This window comes from Bifidobacterium tibiigranuli (assembly GCF_022655035.1).
Taxonomy (GTDB): Bacteria; Actinomycetota; Actinomycetes; order Actinomycetales; family Bifidobacteriaceae; genus Bifidobacterium; species Bifidobacterium tibiigranuli_A.
The window spans coordinates 112,749-128,805 of sequence record NZ_JALCUA010000004.1; the positions used below are offsets into that span (position 1 = coordinate 112,749).

General features: G+C 61.6%; 14 protein-coding genes. 13 read left to right on the forward strand and 1 reads right to left on the reverse strand.

Features of this window, described 5'->3' with window-relative positions:
* The first annotated feature begins 162 nt into the window (after nucleotides 1-162).
* The 10 genes from LKK40_RS06130 (at nucleotide 163) to LKK40_RS06175 (ending at nucleotide 10,729) form a co-directional block, all read left to right on the forward strand.
* Nucleotides 163-447 carry a DUF4244 domain-containing protein gene (locus LKK40_RS06130; protein WP_304309889.1) on the forward strand — a complete coding sequence of 95 codons (285 nt, stop codon included), beginning with the start codon at nucleotides 163-165 and terminating at the stop codon, nucleotides 445-447.
* Nucleotides 447-854: a TadE/TadG family type IV pilus assembly protein gene (locus LKK40_RS06135; RefSeq protein ID WP_368491456.1), complete on the forward strand. Its 408-nt coding sequence runs from the start codon at nucleotides 447-449 to the stop codon at nucleotides 852-854. The genes LKK40_RS06130 and LKK40_RS06135 overlap by 1 nt, the downstream gene beginning before the upstream one ends.
* Nucleotides 851-1,345 carry an Rv3654c family TadE-like protein gene (locus LKK40_RS06140; RefSeq protein WP_304309891.1) on the forward strand — a complete coding sequence of 165 codons (495 nt, stop codon included), beginning with the start codon at nucleotides 851-853 and terminating at the stop codon, nucleotides 1,343-1,345. The genes LKK40_RS06135 and LKK40_RS06140 overlap by 4 nt, the downstream gene beginning before the upstream one ends.
* A 181-nt stretch (nucleotides 1,346-1,526) precedes the next feature.
* Nucleotides 1,527-2,516: a diacylglycerol/lipid kinase family protein gene (locus LKK40_RS06145; protein WP_304309892.1), complete on the forward strand. Its 990-nt coding sequence runs from the start codon at nucleotides 1,527-1,529 to the stop codon at nucleotides 2,514-2,516.
* 483 nt (nucleotides 2,517-2,999) lie between these two features.
* Nucleotides 3,000-6,299: a DNA polymerase III subunit gamma and tau gene (locus tag LKK40_RS06150; protein WP_304309893.1), complete on the forward strand. Its 3,300-nt coding sequence runs from the start codon at nucleotides 3,000-3,002 to the stop codon at nucleotides 6,297-6,299.
* 9 nt (nucleotides 6,300-6,308) lie between these two features.
* Nucleotides 6,309-6,911, forward strand: a complete 603-nt coding sequence (gene recR / locus LKK40_RS06155) for a recombination mediator RecR (protein ID WP_152581810.1) — start codon at nucleotides 6,309-6,311, stop codon at nucleotides 6,909-6,911.
* 288 nt (nucleotides 6,912-7,199) lie between these two features.
* On the forward strand, nucleotides 7,200-7,964 hold the full coding sequence (locus LKK40_RS06160) for an aspartate kinase (protein WP_152581811.1): 765 nt from the start codon (nucleotides 7,200-7,202) through the stop codon (nucleotides 7,962-7,964).
* 136 nt (nucleotides 7,965-8,100) lie between these two features.
* Nucleotides 8,101-8,667 (forward strand): ACT domain-containing protein, encoded by a 567-nt coding sequence (locus LKK40_RS06165; protein ID WP_152581812.1) that lies wholly within the window; start codon nucleotides 8,101-8,103, stop codon nucleotides 8,665-8,667.
* 306 nt (nucleotides 8,668-8,973) lie between these two features.
* Nucleotides 8,974-10,044, forward strand: a complete 1,071-nt coding sequence (locus LKK40_RS06170) for an aspartate-semialdehyde dehydrogenase (RefSeq protein WP_304309894.1) — start codon at nucleotides 8,974-8,976, stop codon at nucleotides 10,042-10,044.
* Between the two features lie 64 nt (nucleotides 10,045-10,108).
* Nucleotides 10,109-10,729 (forward strand): DUF5701 family protein, encoded by a 621-nt coding sequence (locus tag LKK40_RS06175; RefSeq protein WP_152581814.1) that lies wholly within the window; start codon nucleotides 10,109-10,111, stop codon nucleotides 10,727-10,729.
* Between the two features lie 98 nt (nucleotides 10,730-10,827).
* Here LKK40_RS06175 and LKK40_RS06180 read toward each other — a convergent pair whose 3' ends face one another.
* Nucleotides 10,828-11,982, reverse strand: a complete 1,155-nt coding sequence (locus LKK40_RS06180) for a glycosyltransferase family 4 protein (RefSeq protein WP_304309895.1) — start codon at nucleotides 11,980-11,982, stop codon at nucleotides 10,828-10,830.
* A gap of 256 nt (nucleotides 11,983-12,238) precedes the next feature.
* On the opposite strand from LKK40_RS06180, the gene leuA reads away from it, so the two are divergent.
* The 3 genes from leuA (at nucleotide 12,239) to LKK40_RS06195 (ending at nucleotide 16,020) form a co-directional block, all read left to right on the forward strand.
* Entirely contained in the window at nucleotides 12,239-14,146 is a 1,908-nt protein-coding gene (gene leuA, locus LKK40_RS06185) for a 2-isopropylmalate synthase (protein WP_304309896.1), read from the forward strand.
* Nucleotides 14,147-14,367: 221 nt separating this feature from the next.
* The gene (locus tag LKK40_RS06190; RefSeq protein WP_304309897.1) at nucleotides 14,368-14,607 is read left to right on the forward strand and encodes a hypothetical protein; all 240 of its coding nucleotides are present in this window, start codon (nucleotides 14,368-14,370) and stop codon (nucleotides 14,605-14,607) included.
* 435 nt (nucleotides 14,608-15,042) lie between these two features.
* Nucleotides 15,043-16,020, forward strand: coding sequence for a ketopantoate reductase family protein (locus LKK40_RS06195; protein WP_304309898.1), 978 nt, complete (start codon nucleotides 15,043-15,045; stop codon nucleotides 16,018-16,020).
* Nucleotides 16,021-16,057 lie beyond the last annotated feature (37 nt).

Sequence of the window (16,057 nt, forward strand, 5' to 3'; positions counted from 1 at the left end):
GCGATGTGGATAACTCTTCCGCGACACGCCGACGATGTGGATAAGTCCGAGCGTTCGACCACATGACCCGGAACCGCGAGACTTTCCCCGAGTGGATAGGCACACTGGAGTTACCGGCGCAACCAGCCGGATTCTTGAAAGACACACGAGAAAGGAACGATCATGGATACGCAAATCCCTGTCAATGCTGATGGTCAGGCGGGCATCTTCCAATATGCCAGAGGCCAAGCGAGCGGATTGATGGACACGATGAAGCGGGAGGCGTGCCTGCTTGATGCCAAAGTGCGGACTATGGGCAGCGAGGCGGATGAAGGAGCAGCCACTGCTGAATATGCAGTCGTGCTGGTGGCCGCAACCGGGTTCGCTGCGCTGCTGGTGGCATTGCTCAAATCGGATGTCACCAGGACATTGCTGAGCAATATCGTGAAAAAGTCGCTGAGCGTGTGATGAATGCGATGAGCCGGGCATCGCTGCGCAGGCATGGGGTCCGTGCCTGGCCGCGTATCGGCAGGCGTATCGCAGGGCCATGTGATCAAGGAGCCGTCACCGCAGAGTTCGCGGTGGTGCTTCCTGCGGTCATCGTCATGGCGGTTGTGCTCATGTCGCTTGCTCGGGCTGTGACCGTGTCGATGGATTGCCAGGATACAGCGGCTTCGATCGCCAGAGAGCTCGTCGTCACCGATGGCGAGACCGATGCGTCAGCGCTTGTGCAGTCAATGGGAGCTGGCGCTTCGGTGTCGGTGGCGCGCGACGGAGGAACCTATGCGGTAAGTGTGCAGTGTCCGGTTCTGCCCGACCCATTCGGCGTCTTGCCGACTCGCATTCGTGCGACTTCGACAGGAATAGTCCAATGAGCGCCGCAGGGAATGATGGCATCACAGCGAATAACATCACAGTGAAGGGCATCACCGCGAACAGTGCGACAGCGAATGGCGCTGCTGTGAACGATGTGGCCGCGAACGTCGTGAGTCGGGCAAAGGACTATGTTCGTCGCTGTCCGCACGGCAGCGACCCGGGCGTAGGAACGATGGCAGGGGTGGCTTTGGTTATGGCTGCGGCTGTGCTGCTGTCCATTCTGGCGATGGTAGGCAACGTGTTCATCTGGCGGGCGCGGGCCGTGGCCGCTGCGGATCTTGCCGCAGTCTCCGCCGCCACGGTGCTGTGGGAGAGTAGCGCAGACCCCTGCGGAACCGCGCAAACGGTTGCTCGCTCGCACAAGGGAAACCTGGAATCATGCAAGGTCGATGGGGACATCGTGGCAGTCGGCGTCTCGGTTCGCACTGCAGTGCCGTTGGTTCCCCGGGTGACGAGTTCGGCGCGTGCCGGGCCGATTGAATGCTCGTAGGCGATGTTGTGCAGCAGCTGTCACGTTGTCATTGGTCAGTCGCGCATGTGCTTTAACTGGCTACGCATGGGCCAGACGTGGACTGAACGCAAAGGAGGGTTGTGAGACTGGACTGTGAAATACGCCGCAAAGCCTCGTGAAACGTTGGTGCGTGCAGGGGATTTTCGTTATCGTTGCCCCTGTGAGTATTGCGAGAGCGGTTGTGGCGATGGTGGGCAATCCCGCCGCGAACAATGGGAACGGCGCCAGAGCCAACGAACTGGTGCTTGGACTCCTGAAACAGGAAGGAGAACAGTATGGTTTCGATGTCGTGGATCTGACTGGCTCCGACTACGAGGACTCGATGACGAGAATACAAGACCGGCTCAGCGGCATCGATGGTGGCTTTGATGGCCTCGTCGTGGTCGGCGGTGACGGCATGGTCGCCCTCGGTGTGAATGCGCTTGCTGGGAACCCGACACCGTTGGGAATCGTCGCTATGGGGTCCGGCAATGACTTCGCACGTGGTCTGGGGCTGCCCGTGAATCGGGCGCAGGCTGCGGTTCATGGGATTGCTGGCGCAATTGTCAATGGCACGCATCGGGACGTGGATGTGGGTGTGATTTCGTCGTCTGCTGCAACGACCGACCGACTGTTTGCCGGGATGCTGTCCTGCGGGCTTGATGCGAGCATCAATGACCGTGCGAACCAATCGTCGCTGCCCTACGGGAAGCTGCGCTATTTCGCTGCAGTGCTCAACGAGGTCAGGCATATACGGAACTATGGCTACCACGTGCGGGTGGTTTTGGAAGACGGGAGCGTGGACGAGCGCGATATCGCCAGCCCGCTGCTGACTATCGCCAACTCGCGTCATGTTGGCGGCGGCATCGAACTGTCACCGAACTCGCTGCTTGATGACGGCCTGCTCGACCTGATCTGGCTGAACCAGGTTCCGACTTTCACGCAGATCGTGCATGCGATATCGAAAGCCTATACCGGAGGGCTGCTCGGCACCGGACTGTTCGATTGGCAGCGGGTGCGCAGCGTTGACATCGGCGAGTCGCCTGCTGGCGAGACACCGCCGGTGCTGATGGCTGACGGCGAATGCGTCGGAAGGATGCCGGTGTCGGTCGGGGTCAGTGCTCGTTCGATGCGACTGCTGGTGCCGCCTGCGGTGCTCAGTCGAAGCTGACTGTTGCCTTTCGTGCCATGAACGCTGCGCGTGCTGTATAAGGCGCATAGTGCGTAGCGTAGCACGTGGTGCATGGTGCGCAGCGCACGATGCGTGTCGGCATAAGGTGCATGGAGCATGGTGCATGGTGACGCAGGGCATATGTGCATGATGTGTGACGCCGCATAGTACGTGGCGCGTGATGTGACATATGACGCATAGCGACACGTAATACGTACTGACACGTGATACGTGCCGAAGCGCGAACTGCCGTGGCAGATCGTGGCATATTGCAGCCGTTATGGCACCAAGATAGTCGGGTGCAGGTAGGTTAGGAGGCGCGAGCAGATGCTGCGGATGCGAAGACCGTGGCGGTAAAACAGATGATGCTGGCAATGCGACGATATGGCATCAGCTAGACGCGAAGGACGAGCAGACCCGGCGGCGGATTGTAATCTGTAAGTCGGATGAGATATGGGCATAAGCGTGCGTAAGGGAGCAGATATGGCGTTGGCGTTATACCGCAGGTACAGGCCGGACACCTTTGACGGGGTGATTGGTCAGGCACAGGTCACGGTCCCGTTGTCGCGCGCGCTTGACGAGGGCAAGCTGACCCATGCCTACCTGTTCTCGGGGCCGCGTGGATGCGGCAAGACGAGTTCGGCCCGCATCCTCGCACGCTGCATCAACTGCGAAAAAGGTCCGACTTCGCATCCGTGCGGCGAGTGCGAAAGCTGCCGGGATCTGGCGACCGGCGGCCCGGGATCAATCGACGTGGTGGAGATCGACGCGGCCAGCCACAACGGCGTTGACGATGCGCGCGAGCTGCGTGAGCGCGCCGCATTCGCCCCCGCGCGGGATCGCTACAAGATCTTCATCCTCGACGAAGCCCATATGGTGACGCAGCAGGGGTTCAACGCCCTGCTCAAAATCGTGGAGGAACCTCCGGAGCATGTGATGTTCATCTTCGCGACCACCGAGCCGGAGAAAGTGATCGGTACGATTCGCTCGCGCACCCACCACTATCCCTTCCGCCTCGTCCCCACGGAGATCATGGGACCATATTTGCAGCAGATCTGCGAAAAGGAGCAGATCAAGGCCGAGCCCGGCGTGCTCAAGCTTGCTATGCGGGCTGGCGGCGGTTCGGTGCGTGATACGCTCTCTGTGCTCGACCAGCTGATGGTCGGTTCGGTGGGCGGCGTCATCGCGCAGGATTCGGCTGTCGCGCTGCTGGGCTTCACGCCTGACGCACTGATCGGCGAGGCGATTGACGCCGTTATCGAGCGCGATGGCGAAAAGCTGTATGGCGTAGTGCAGAAGGTCGTGGTCGGCGGCTTCGACCCTCGTCGCTTCGTCGAGGATCTGCTGTCACGCGTGCGTGATCTGCTGGTGTTGACCTTGGGCGGAGAACGTGCGGAAAGCGTTCTTGGTGATGATTCCGCGGCCGAGGACATGGATCATCTGCATCGTCAGGCTGAGGCGCTTGGTCTTGGCACGCTCAGTGGCATGGCTGAAACCATCAACTCTGCGCTCAGCGCCATGACCGGTGCCGTGTCGCCGCGCATGCGCTTGGAACTGCTGGCGGCGCGTCTGCTAGCAGGTCGCGACCCCGAAACGGCGACAGTCATGCCTGCGCAGCAGAGTTCCGCTGCGGATATGGCGGGTATCGTCCAGCGCCAGCCTTCGGGCCGTGCGGCGACTCCGGCGAGTCGTGGCGGTTTCGCAGGGGCGAATCGGCGGACGGCGCAGCAGCCATCCGGTGGTGCCGCGACGTCGTCTGCTCCTGCGTCGGTTGGGCAGACACATAATGATGCAGCGGCGAACGTGGGCACGAACGCAGGGATGGCGCGGTCTGCTGCAAGGGCGCAATCTGTAGGGGCATCGTCTGCAGAGGTATCGAACGACGCGACGCCTGCTGCGACACCGAATGGCATGGTGTCGGATAACGCAGCGCAGCATGCGTCGGCGGGAGTCCGAGCCGCATCGAATGGACGTGGAGCCGGCGCTATGGATGGCGACTCGGCTCAACACGCATCATATGCGGCAACACCGGCTGTCGAGCCTGTTGCAGCGCCAATGGCATCGTCTTCCGGATCGTCTCCCGTTGCACCGAATGCGTCGGTGCAGCATGCGGCGCAGGGAGCTGCCGCTGCTGACTCAGCGGTTGACTCAGTGATTGACGGTTCAGCGGCACCAGCGCAGGAGGACAGCCGCAGCGTCGATGAGCGTTGGGATGCTGCCGTTGCCGCACTACCGTCCGATGTCCGCGAATATGTCACCCGTGACAAGGTCGTGCGTGTTGCGCTGGCCTCGAATGCCGTTGGCAAACAGCGGGTATCGATGACCTTCGACTGCCCGCTCAGCCAGCATGCCTTCGCCTTGGCTGTTTCCTCCGATGAGGCGCATCGCGGGCATAAGGCGTCGAAGGTCGTGCTTGCGGCCGTGCGCGAGGTGTTCGGTGCGAACACGATGATTGCGCCGGCACCAGTCGCTGCCAATGGTGACAAGGTCGAGCCGACTTCGCGCATGAGCGGCGAGCAGCTCGCCCAGGTGAAGCAGCAGATTGCGCTGGCCAAGGCCGGTCTTGCTGCCGCTGGTCTCGCCGTCCACATCGGTGCGCATGCACCGGCGCAGTCCAAGGAGCCTCGGACCGGTGCCGCGGATGGACAGCAAGACGCCGACGACCCGGTTCATCGGGTCAGCGGGGCGCTCCTAGGCGAAACGGGCAATAGCGCAGATTCTGGCAATCAGGAAGCGCCGTCTTACCTAGGGGTCAACGGCCAGGAAAAGCTTGGCGCATCGGATGGCCTTAATAATCGCGGCGAACTGAGCAACTCGAGAAATTCCTTCAGCCCAGCGAGCCCCGATGCCGCACCGACCCCCGATGATTCGGAACGATCAATAAGCTTGGGGAAACTCGGCAATCGCGGTGATTCGGCTGGCAGCCTGAGCGGCGAGGGCCATAAAAACGGAATGGCCCACGATGCAGGCCGCGATGACGACAACGCTGACCCGTGGGCGCAGCCGGCGCAAGAGCCGAGCGCGACGGCATCCGCTGCGGCCTCCGTTGCTGCGGCAAGTGCAGATGCTGCGGATACCGGGGAATCGAAAGGAACCCGGCATCACAAGCAGGTTTCGGTTCCCGATACAAGCGATGGCATCGACCCATGGGCCGTGTCGTCCCTTCCGCCGTTAGACGCTGCGGCCAGCGACACAACCGACAGCGCAGCTGTTCATACGCTCGCCAAGGTAACCAGCAACGTGACTAGCAGCGCAGCCGACAATGCCCATGACAATGCGTACGAGCCGGCTGTGCATGCAGGCGGGACCTCGTCTGCAATTTCGGACGAAAACCCATCGGCGAATCCAGCCATGCAGGATCAATCCGACCCTTGGCAAACCGAAGCGCATGGCGTCGCGGGCGGAAGCAGCAACAGCAACGCGGCGAACGGCGAACAGGGGTCAAGGATTGGGCGGGATGCCGTGCAGTCAGTGCAGCAGCCACAATCAATACGTCAGCCACAATCAGCACGGCAACAGGCGATGCAGCAGTCGCAGCAGCCGCAGCAAGAACGCTCGACGCAACCAAGGTCGGCCGGAGCGCCGGAGCACGCGCAGGTCGCGCCGGAGGATGACGAATACTCGCTGAACGACGAATCGCTCGGCGCTGCGAGCGCGATGAGCATGGATGAGCTCGCGCAGCTGTTCGAGGTGAAGCGCGTCGAGGATTTCGCCGCCGACGACCCGCACAATCCGAAGAACATCCAACCGCCCAGCAAGTCCAGCAAGCACCAGGAAGGCTGACGAAAACCCATGGCATTGGCTTACGACGGCGCGATACAGCGCCTGATCGACGCATTCGCGCATCTTCCCGGCATCGGGCCCAAGGGCGCGCAGCGCATCGCCTTCTACCTGCTGTCGGCGAGCGAGGAGGAAAGCCGCGACCTCGCCGAGGCAATCAGCGAAGTCAAAGAGAAAGTGCGGTTCTGCGACATCTGCGGCAACGTGTGCGAGACGAGCCCGTGCCCGATATGTGCCGATCCGCGGCGCGACCACAGCCTCATCTGCGTGGTCGAGGAGCCCAAGGACGTCATGAGCATCGAGCGCACGCGGGAGTATCGCGGCACCTACCATGTGCTGGGCGGGGCCATCAACCCTATGGCCAACGTCGGTCCGAACGACTTGAACATCCCCAAGTTGCTCGACCGGCTCAAAACCGACGAGGTCAAGGAGATCATCCTCGCCCTTGACCCCAACATCGAAGGCGAGGCCACCACTACCTACCTCAGCCGGCTGCTGTCCCCACTGGGCATTCTGGTGACCAGGCTTGCCAGCGGCTTGCCCGTCGGCAGCGACCTGGAATACGCCGACGAGATCACGCTCGGACGTGCGCTCGCCGGCCGTCGTGAGGCGTAGCTGCAAAGACTATGGAGCTGCAAAGGCATAGAGCCACAGAGTCATAGAGCCGCAAAGTCGCAAAGTCATAGAACCACAGAGCCGCAGAACTACAGGGCACATAGCGCACATATGCATAATGCGGCGCACCGCAACACTGCTACAACGTCAACGCAAAAAACATCAACAATGGCGCAAAACAGCCCGCATAGCGGCCGCTGCGATGCGCGACCGCTTCGCCTGCGGGTATAATCGCCCCGTTTGCGTAGAATAAACGCAGCGAATCGACGAAACAAGGATTGGACAGTCGTGGCTCTTATCGTGCAGAAATACGGCGGCTCATCGGTCGCCGACACCGATTCGATCAAGCGTGTCGCCAAGCGCATCGTCGAAACGAAGCGGGCGGGCAATGATGTGGCGGTTGTGGTCTCGGCGATGGGGGACACCACCGACGACCTCATCGACCAGGCGATGAGCATCGACTCGAACCCTCCGGCGCGCGAGATGGACATGCTCATGACGGCGGGCGAGCGCATTTCGATGAGCCTGCTGGCGATGGCCATTCACGCCGAAGGCTCGAAGGCACGTTCCTTCACCGGCTCCCAGGCAGGCTTCATGACCGATGCGAAGTTCGGCACCGCGCATATCAAGGCCGTGCGCCCTGCGCGCTTGCGCAAGGCTATGGAGGAGGGCTGCGTGGCGATTGCCGCAGGTTTCCAGGGTGTGAGCGAGATAGGCGATGCGACGACACTGGGCCGCGGCGGTTCTGACACGTCGGCGGTGGCGCTTGCGGTGGCGCTGGGTGCGGACGTATGCGAGATATACACTGACGTCGATGGCGTCTTCACTGCGGATCCGCGCATCGTGCCTACCGCGCGGCGCATTCCGTCAATCGATTACGAATCGATTCTGGAAATGACCTCCTGCGGATCGAAGGTGCTGGCATTGCGTTGCGTCGAGTACGCGCAGCGCTTCGGCATGCCCTTGCATGTGCGCAGCTCCTTCTCGCACCGCAGCGGCACCGTGATCGTGCCGGACGGCGTCGACCCGCGCAGTCTGCCGAATCTGAGCTGAATGCGGCCGGGCTTATCACTCGGGCATCATGGTCCGGGCGCGGCACAGCGGCACAGATGATTCCGATGACAATGATTTTCAAGACAATCCAGCAGTTACCCCAACACGGCATGCTTCGAACCGAGAAGGCAGGATTATGACCAACAACATGAACGTTTCGATGGGCGATCTCTTCCCCGACCTCGACCCCGAGGCCCCCGTAATCTCCGGCGTGGCGCACGACCGCAGCGAGTCCTTGGTGACCGTGCGTGCCATGCCTGACGAACCGGGCATGGCGGCACGCGTCTTCAGCACGCTCGCCGAGGCCGGCGTGAACATCGACATGATCGTGCAGGCCAGCGCTTCGACCGGCACGGCGGATATCTCCTTCACCGTGCCCGGCTCGGCCGCCAAGCGCGTGCAGGAGGTGCTGGAAGACAAGCACGAGGAGCTGGGCTACCAGTCCTTCGATGTGAACTCCTCCGTCGGCAAGGTGGCGGTCGTGGGCGTGGGCATGAAAACGCATTCCGGTCTCGCCGCGAAGTTTTTCAACGCGCTCAGCGAGCATGGCATCAACGTGATGATGATCTCGACCTCCGAGATCCGCATTGCCGCCTTGGTGCCCCTCGATGATCTGGATGAGGCGGTCAAGGCGCTGCATACGGCCTATGGCTTGGATGCCGAGCGAATTGAAGCCGTGGTGTACGGCGGCACCGGCCGCTGAATAGCGCCATAGCGCAATAATGTACGTCATAACGCTGTAGCGGCACAATGACATAGCGTCCAATGGCACAGCGTCATAGTGGCACGGTGTAGTAGTGACACAGTGCAGTAGCGACACAGCGCAGTCGCCAAACCGCCAACAGCGGCTTGTCGCGCGTGTTGTTGTCGGCGCGATGTGGGCAATATAGAGGCATACGCAAAACGTTTCGCCGAAAATCCGAGGCAGACCGGCGGGACCGGCGAGCATCTGCGGATTGCAGCGCTTGCGTAGCATATAGGGCGGAAAGCAAGAAGGAGTCGATCTCAAATGGTGCAGATACACGAACGTGGCGTGAACGTGGCGGTGCTGGGGGCGACCGGCCAGGTGGGCATGGTCATGCGCCGTGTGCTCGACGAACGTGACTTCCCGGTGCGCGACCTGCGTTTCCTCGCATCAGCGCACTCCGCCGGCACGACGCTCACGTGGCGCGGCGTCGACATCCCGGTTGAGGACGTCGAGAAGGCCGATCTTTCGGGCATCGACATCGCCATATTCTCTGCGGGCGGCGGCACGTCGAAGATCTGGGCGCCGCGCTTCGCTGAAGCGGGTGCGTACGTGGTCGACAATTCCTCGCAATGGCGCATGCATGATGACGTGCCGCTGGTCGTGGCTGAGGCCAATCCTGACGATCTGGACGATATCCCGAGCCGCATCGTGGCCAACCCCAACTGCACGACGATGGCCTGCATCCCGGTCCTGAAAGCGCTTGACACGCATTTCGGCCTGAAGCGGCTTATCGTAAGCTCGTATCAGGCGGTTTCCGGTGCGGGTCGCGCCGGAGTCGAACAGCTGATGAACGAGGCTGCGGCCGCAATCGAGCAGGGTGCCGACAAGCTCGCGTTCGACGGCTCGGCCATCGACTTCCCCGAGCCTACCAAGGTCGTGCGCACCATCGCGTTCAATGCCGTGCCCTTCATCGGTGCCATCGTTGATGACGGCTCCGAGGAGACCGACGAGGAGCAGAAGCTGCGCAACGAAAGCCGCAAGATCCTGCATCTGCCGAACCTCGCCGCATCCTGCACCTGCGTGCGCGTCGGCATCTTCACCGCCCACGGCATGAGCGTCAACGCCGAATTCGAGCGCGACGTAACCCCCGATATGGCTCGTGAGGTGCTTGCCACCGCTCCGGCCGTCGAGTTGGACGACATCCCCACACCGCAACTGGCCGCAGGCAAGGACCCGAGCTACGTGGGTCGCATCCGTCAGGATCAGGCGGTGGACGGCAAGAAGGGCCTCGCCTTCTTCATCGCCAACGACAATCTGCGCAAGGGCGCTGCCCTGAACGCCGTCGAGCTGGCCGAGATCATCGCCCGCAAGCATTTCGCTGAGCAGCTGTAAGGCCTGCAGCGCAAGCGCACTGGCAGGGCATGACTACCGGCGATTGGCGTGCCATACTAGAGCTATGTCGAAGGCATCTGAAGAAGCGCAAAAACAGCTCGACCGCATCGTGGCTCTGGGCTACCCGGACGTGGCCGATATGAGTTCGGCGGCGTTCCGGGCTCTCGCCCGCCCGCTGATCACCGCACTCGAACGCAGCGATCTGGGCACGAACATCCTGCTGGTGCCTACGCATGAGCTGGTTTCTCCCGAATCGCTGATCGCACGTACCAGCATCAACCGCATGGCCGGATTCACGACCATGCCGCCGCGCGACATCGCCAGTTTCCTGCCGCAGGATGGCTTCGAACCGCCCGAAGGCCCCTTCTATCTCGTTGTGGATCCGCACACTGGCACGGCTTATATCAATCGCGAGCCCGATGTGGCGCGCAAACTCATCGACACCGACGAGCGACTGCCGCTGACCATCGGCGAAGGGCTGGCGATAGCCACCCAGCACCCTGACTGGCTGGTGAAGAAGAACGGCTTCAACCTGCTCGGCTCGCGCAGCACCGATGGCCGCGTGCCCAGCATATGGATGAGCCAGAACGCGCCTCGGCTCGGTGCCGTCTGGCCCAATTCGCGCCACACCTGGCTTGGCAACGCCTACTGTGCCGCACGTCGCGGCGTCTCGCTGTTTTTGTAAGGCTGCGAAGGGCAACGAGCAAAGGGCAGCGAACGGTGCTCTCGGCTCCATTGCTAAGCACCGCCAATACATACCACTAACAACGTGCCAATAACCGGCTACTGCCGTCTATCCGCAATCGCCTGCGCATACACCGTTTCGACTTCGTCGGCCACGGTGCGCACATCGTAACGCTCGAGCAACGCCGCCTGCCGTTCATGCATGCTCGCAGCCCACGGAGCGTCAGTCAACGCTCTCGCGATGCTGTGCGCCAGTTCGCCCGCCCGGCGCTGCGGATCGATGGTGAACAGCGCATCGTCGTCATCGCGCAGCGTGGACCGGTAGCCGGGATTGTCGCCGGCGAGCACCACGCGCGCCCCGGCGGCTATCGCCTCCACGAGCACGATGCCGAAGGATTCGCCTCCCGTCGAAGGGAAGACCGCCGCATCCGCGCTCGCCAGCAGCGCCGGCTTGTCATGCTCATCGACGAATCCGGGGAATGCAACCGGCGTGCGCAGCCGCGCGGCTGTAGCTCGGCAATCCCCCAACAGCGGCCCGGCCCCGGCGAGCGTCACATGCATGCCCGGAGGGAAGATGCCCTGGCGCTCGCCCCAGTCCAACGCTTCAAGCAGAATGCCGGCTCCCTTGCGGCTGACGAAACGCCCGACGAACACTACATGCGGCCCCTCGCCGTGGAATTGCGCGATGCGTGCCGCGCCCGCCTGAGCGCGCGCCGCCACATAAGCCTGCACATCGACCGGATTCGCGATGACGCGGCTTTCGACATGCGCGGTATGCCGTGCGTAGGAGGCCGCCACGGGAGACACTGCCACCACCTCGTCAATGCGCTGGTGCGTGCGCTGGTTAATCATCCCCAAAGCTTTGCCGCCGTAATACGCGGCCATCGATGTGGGCGCGATATGATACGTGGCGACCACACCCGCCGTCTGCGGCGCCAGCGCAAGGACGCGCCCGGCGAGCAACGGGCTGTATGGCGCCTGCACATGCAGAATGTCGTAGTTCCCCTCGTGCAGCGTCCTACGAATCTGCGCGCGGCTGGATGCGACAGGCACGCGCATGCGGTTGCCGTTGAACGACACCATCACGTTCTTGGACAGCGAGTGCGTGTCAGGCATCGGCGAATGCTCGCTTTCCCCTACCAAATACTCGACATGGTGCCCGCGCCGCGCCAGCTCGCGCCCGAGCGTGACGATATGCTGCTGGACGCCGTCGTGGACGTCGAGCGTGTCGTCGAAGACAAAAGCTATGCGCACCTGTTCCAACCTGCCTTGGTTCCGCCCGCCGCCAGCGGGTCATATACATTCGTGATGCGGACGGCGATCCGCATCACGCCAGTCTACTCGCGTCCAACATGCCGCCCAAGGCACTGGGGTAGGCCGTGGGTACACTGAGGCAAGTGCGTGCATGTTACGGGCACGTTAACGATTCGCGTCGGACTTCGACGCGGATTTCACAAGCAGTACATGCTTCCATGCGGAAGTCGTGATACAGAAGAAAGAAGGAGGAGTGATGGGTCAGGATCAATCATCAGTATTTGATCTCGCGGCACAAGCCGCAAAGTCCAATGGGGGGAACAACGACCTGCTGCTGCCTCCTCGCAGATTCATCGGAGCGCCGCAGAAGCCGAGCGCCATGCCCTACACCAAGTACGTGGCTTATAACAAGCAGATTCCCTTCGACTATCCTGAGCGCACCTGGCCGGGCAAGACCCTGCAGCGTGCGCCGCGCTGGGCTTCGGTCGACCTGCGCGATGGCAATCAGGCGCTGGTCAACCCTATGGATCCGGAGCGCAAGCTGCGCTTCTGGAACATGCTCGTCTCGATGGGCTTCAAGGAAATCGAGGTCGGTTTCCCGAGTGCTTCGGAGACGGATTACGATTTCATCCGCATGCTTATCGAGCGCGAGCTCATCCCCGAGGACGTGACCATCATCGTGCTCACTCAGGCGCGCGAGCATTTGATTCGCAAGACCTACGAGTGCCTGCGGGGTGCGCGCCGCGCCGTCGTGCATTTCTACAATTCGGTTTCCGTGCTGCAGCGCGAGGTCGTGTTCCGCAAAGACAAGGCGGGCATCAAGAAGCTCGCTACCGATGCGGCCACCTTGTGCAAGGAGCTTGAGGCCGAGGTGGGCGACACCGAGCTGTATTACGAGTATTCGCCGGAGTCGTTCACTGGCACCGAACCCGAATACGCGGCTGAGGTGTGCAATGCGGTGACTGACGTCATCAAGCCCACGCCCGAGCACAAGATCATCTTCAACCTGCCGGCTACGGTGGAGATGACCACGCCGAACGTCTTCGCCGATGAGATGGAATACATGTCCAACCATCTGCAGGATCGCGACTGCGTGGTGCTTTCCGTGCATCCGCACAACGACGAGGGCATGGCCGTGGCCGCCACCGAGCTGGCGCTGCTCGCCGGCGTCGACCGCGTCGAGGGCTGTCTGCTGGGCAACGGCGAGCGCACCGGCAATGTCGATTTGGTGACCTTGGGCCTCAACCTGCTCACGCAGGGCATCGACCCGCAGATCGACTACTCGAATGTGCCCGAGATTCGCAAAACGGTCGAATACTGCAACCAGATCAAGATCTCGGAGCGCCACCCCTACGCCGGCAACTTCGTGTTCACGGCATTTTCCGGGTCGCATCAGGATGCGATCAAAAAGGGCTTGGATGCGCGCGAAATGGCCGCGCAGCGCGCTGGAGCGGAGCTTGACAGCTTCGTGTGGCTCGTGCCGTATCTGCCGATCGACCCCAAGGACATCGGCGGCACCTACGAGGCCATCATTCGCGTCAACTCGCAGTCCGGCAAGGGTGGCATGGCCTACCTGCTCAAGACCAACCACAACTTCGACCTGCCCAAGCGCTTGCAGGTGGAGTTCGACAAAGTCGTGCAGACCTACGCGGACCGCACCAAGAAGGAAGTCAAGGACGCCGATATCTGGCACCTCTTCAAGGACGAGTACCTGCCGGTCGAGGACGGCGGCGTGACCGCTGCCGCGGAGGTCATGGGCGATGGCGGCGATGCGACGCTCAAACAGTGGGGCCGCCTCAAGCTGCTCAAGGTCACTTCGTCTTCGGGCGAGGACGGCTCGGACACCGTCATCAAGGTGCGCATCCTCGATCGTGGCGCCACGCCTGACGCGACTCCGGTCGAGCGCGAGATCTCCGGCCTGGGCAACGGCCCGCTCGCGGCCTTCCTCAACGCGATTCGCACGCTAGGCATCACCGTTTCGATCATGGACTACGCCGAGCACGCCATGACCGCCGGCTCCGAAGCCCTGGCCGCCTCCTATGTGGAGTGCCAGATCGGCGAGGAGGCTGACACCAAGATCATCTGGGGCGTCGGCGTGGATTCCTCCATCACCACCAGCTCCCTGAAGGCGATCATCTCCGCCATCAACCGCTCGCAGCGCTGAGCCAAGGCTGCTGAGTAGCTAGGAGACCGATCAGTCAAAGGGCTGCGCGGCATAATGATTACGCCAGTAGGGCAGGAAAGCCATAGTGCGCTTTCCTGCCCTACTGGCATTTGGTTCCAGACAGCCAAGACGTCATTGCAATTCGCCGAACGTGATTCCTGCTTTCAGCGCTAAGGGATATTGGTTAGAATCAAGGCAAAGCATTGGAAGGGTGGTGTGTTATGACCGTTGTGAGTAATGGGCCGTCTTTGTATGAGCAGGCGGAATCGATTGCGAGTCGTCGCGGCGTGAACATCGACGATCTGGTCAATGCCTTCCTTGCGGGATATGTCGCCGGAGGCTCTCCTCAGCGTGACGAACGCGGATATCCGATTCTGCGGCTCAATCCTAATTATTCGGGAATAGTGCGACCAGAGATTCGTGACGGTGCCGTTGTACTGCCCGAGGGATGTCCCGCGTGAATTATTCTTGGATGAAGGACCGGTCGGGGTGCTGTCCAAATATGACGCCGAACGTGTATATGGTGCCGTTCTGCAGGCCAATCCGGGCATAGAACTGTAATTATTCATTGCCACCCCATACTTGTGACGAGGAAGATTCCGACTGCCTTCAAGATGAGCCGGCATATTGCGCACGCCACCACGTGCACCTATTTTTATAACCGCTGATAACTAAATGCTATAGCCGCGCCGCTGCGGCGGATTCGCACGATGCATATATTAAGTGTTTGGCGATACTACAATCACGAAAGAGACAGTTCCGCAAGGGGACAGCACGGGCATCACATCAGGCACGGGCATGAGTGTGATCAGGCATGGATGAAGCCCTTTGCGCAGACATTGCGTCTTTCACGAATCCGTCGTCGAAATTCAATCGAAGCGAGGCAAGGCAAGGCAATGAAATATGCGGTGATCGGCGCGGGCGGCATGGGTGTGCAATACGGCGTGCTGCTGCAGGAATTCGCCGGCAAGCAGGTGGACTTCATCGATGCCTGGGAGCCCAATGTGGCCGCGATTCGCAAACAGGGCGGCGTCTACGTCTCCCAGGATGACGAAAACCGCCATCTGGTGCCGATCAAGGTCTTCTATCCGGAAGAGTACGACGGCGAGCCGGACGTTTGGATCATCTTCCTCAAGCAGCATCAGCTCGAAGGCATGCTCAAGCGCTGCGCGCATCTGTTCCACCCCGGCCAGATCGTGTTCTCGGCGATGAATGGATACGGGCATTTCGAGAAGATCGCGCAGTATTTCCCGGACGACCATATCTACGGCGGCACGGCGCTGATCGGCGCGTTCGTGTACGGCCCCGGTGATGTGAATTTCACTGGCGGAGCGCATTCTAAGGCGATGAGCATGTGCGCCTACGACGGCCATGTGAGCGACGTGGAACATGAGCTGCATGACGATTTCGCGGCGGCCACGCTGAACCCAACCATCGCCGATGACTTCATGGGCATGTGCATGGCCAAGATCGTGTTCAACTCGGTGCTTAACACCCTGTGCACGATGTATCAGATTCGCTTCGGCCAGTTCGAATCGCACCCTGCCGCGCGCTGGATGACCGAGCAGCTCGTGAACGAGGCCTACACCGCCGCCGAACATGCGGGGCTCACACTGCTGGGCACGCGCGAGTCGGAGGTCGAGACCATACTGCACACAGCCGGCGTGGCGCACCCGTTGCACTACCCGTCGATGTACCAGGATCTGACGCGATGCCGCCCCACCGAGGTCGATTACATCAACGGCTACATCGCCAAAATCGGCCGTGAGCACGGCTACGTCTGCACGCTGCACGAATTCCTGACCCAGGAGCTGCATCTGGCCGAGCACGCCTACGCTATCCATCATCCCGAGCTGGCCGGCGAGGCCGCCTGATTTCGAGCGGAATGCAGCGGGTTGGCCGCAAATCGGT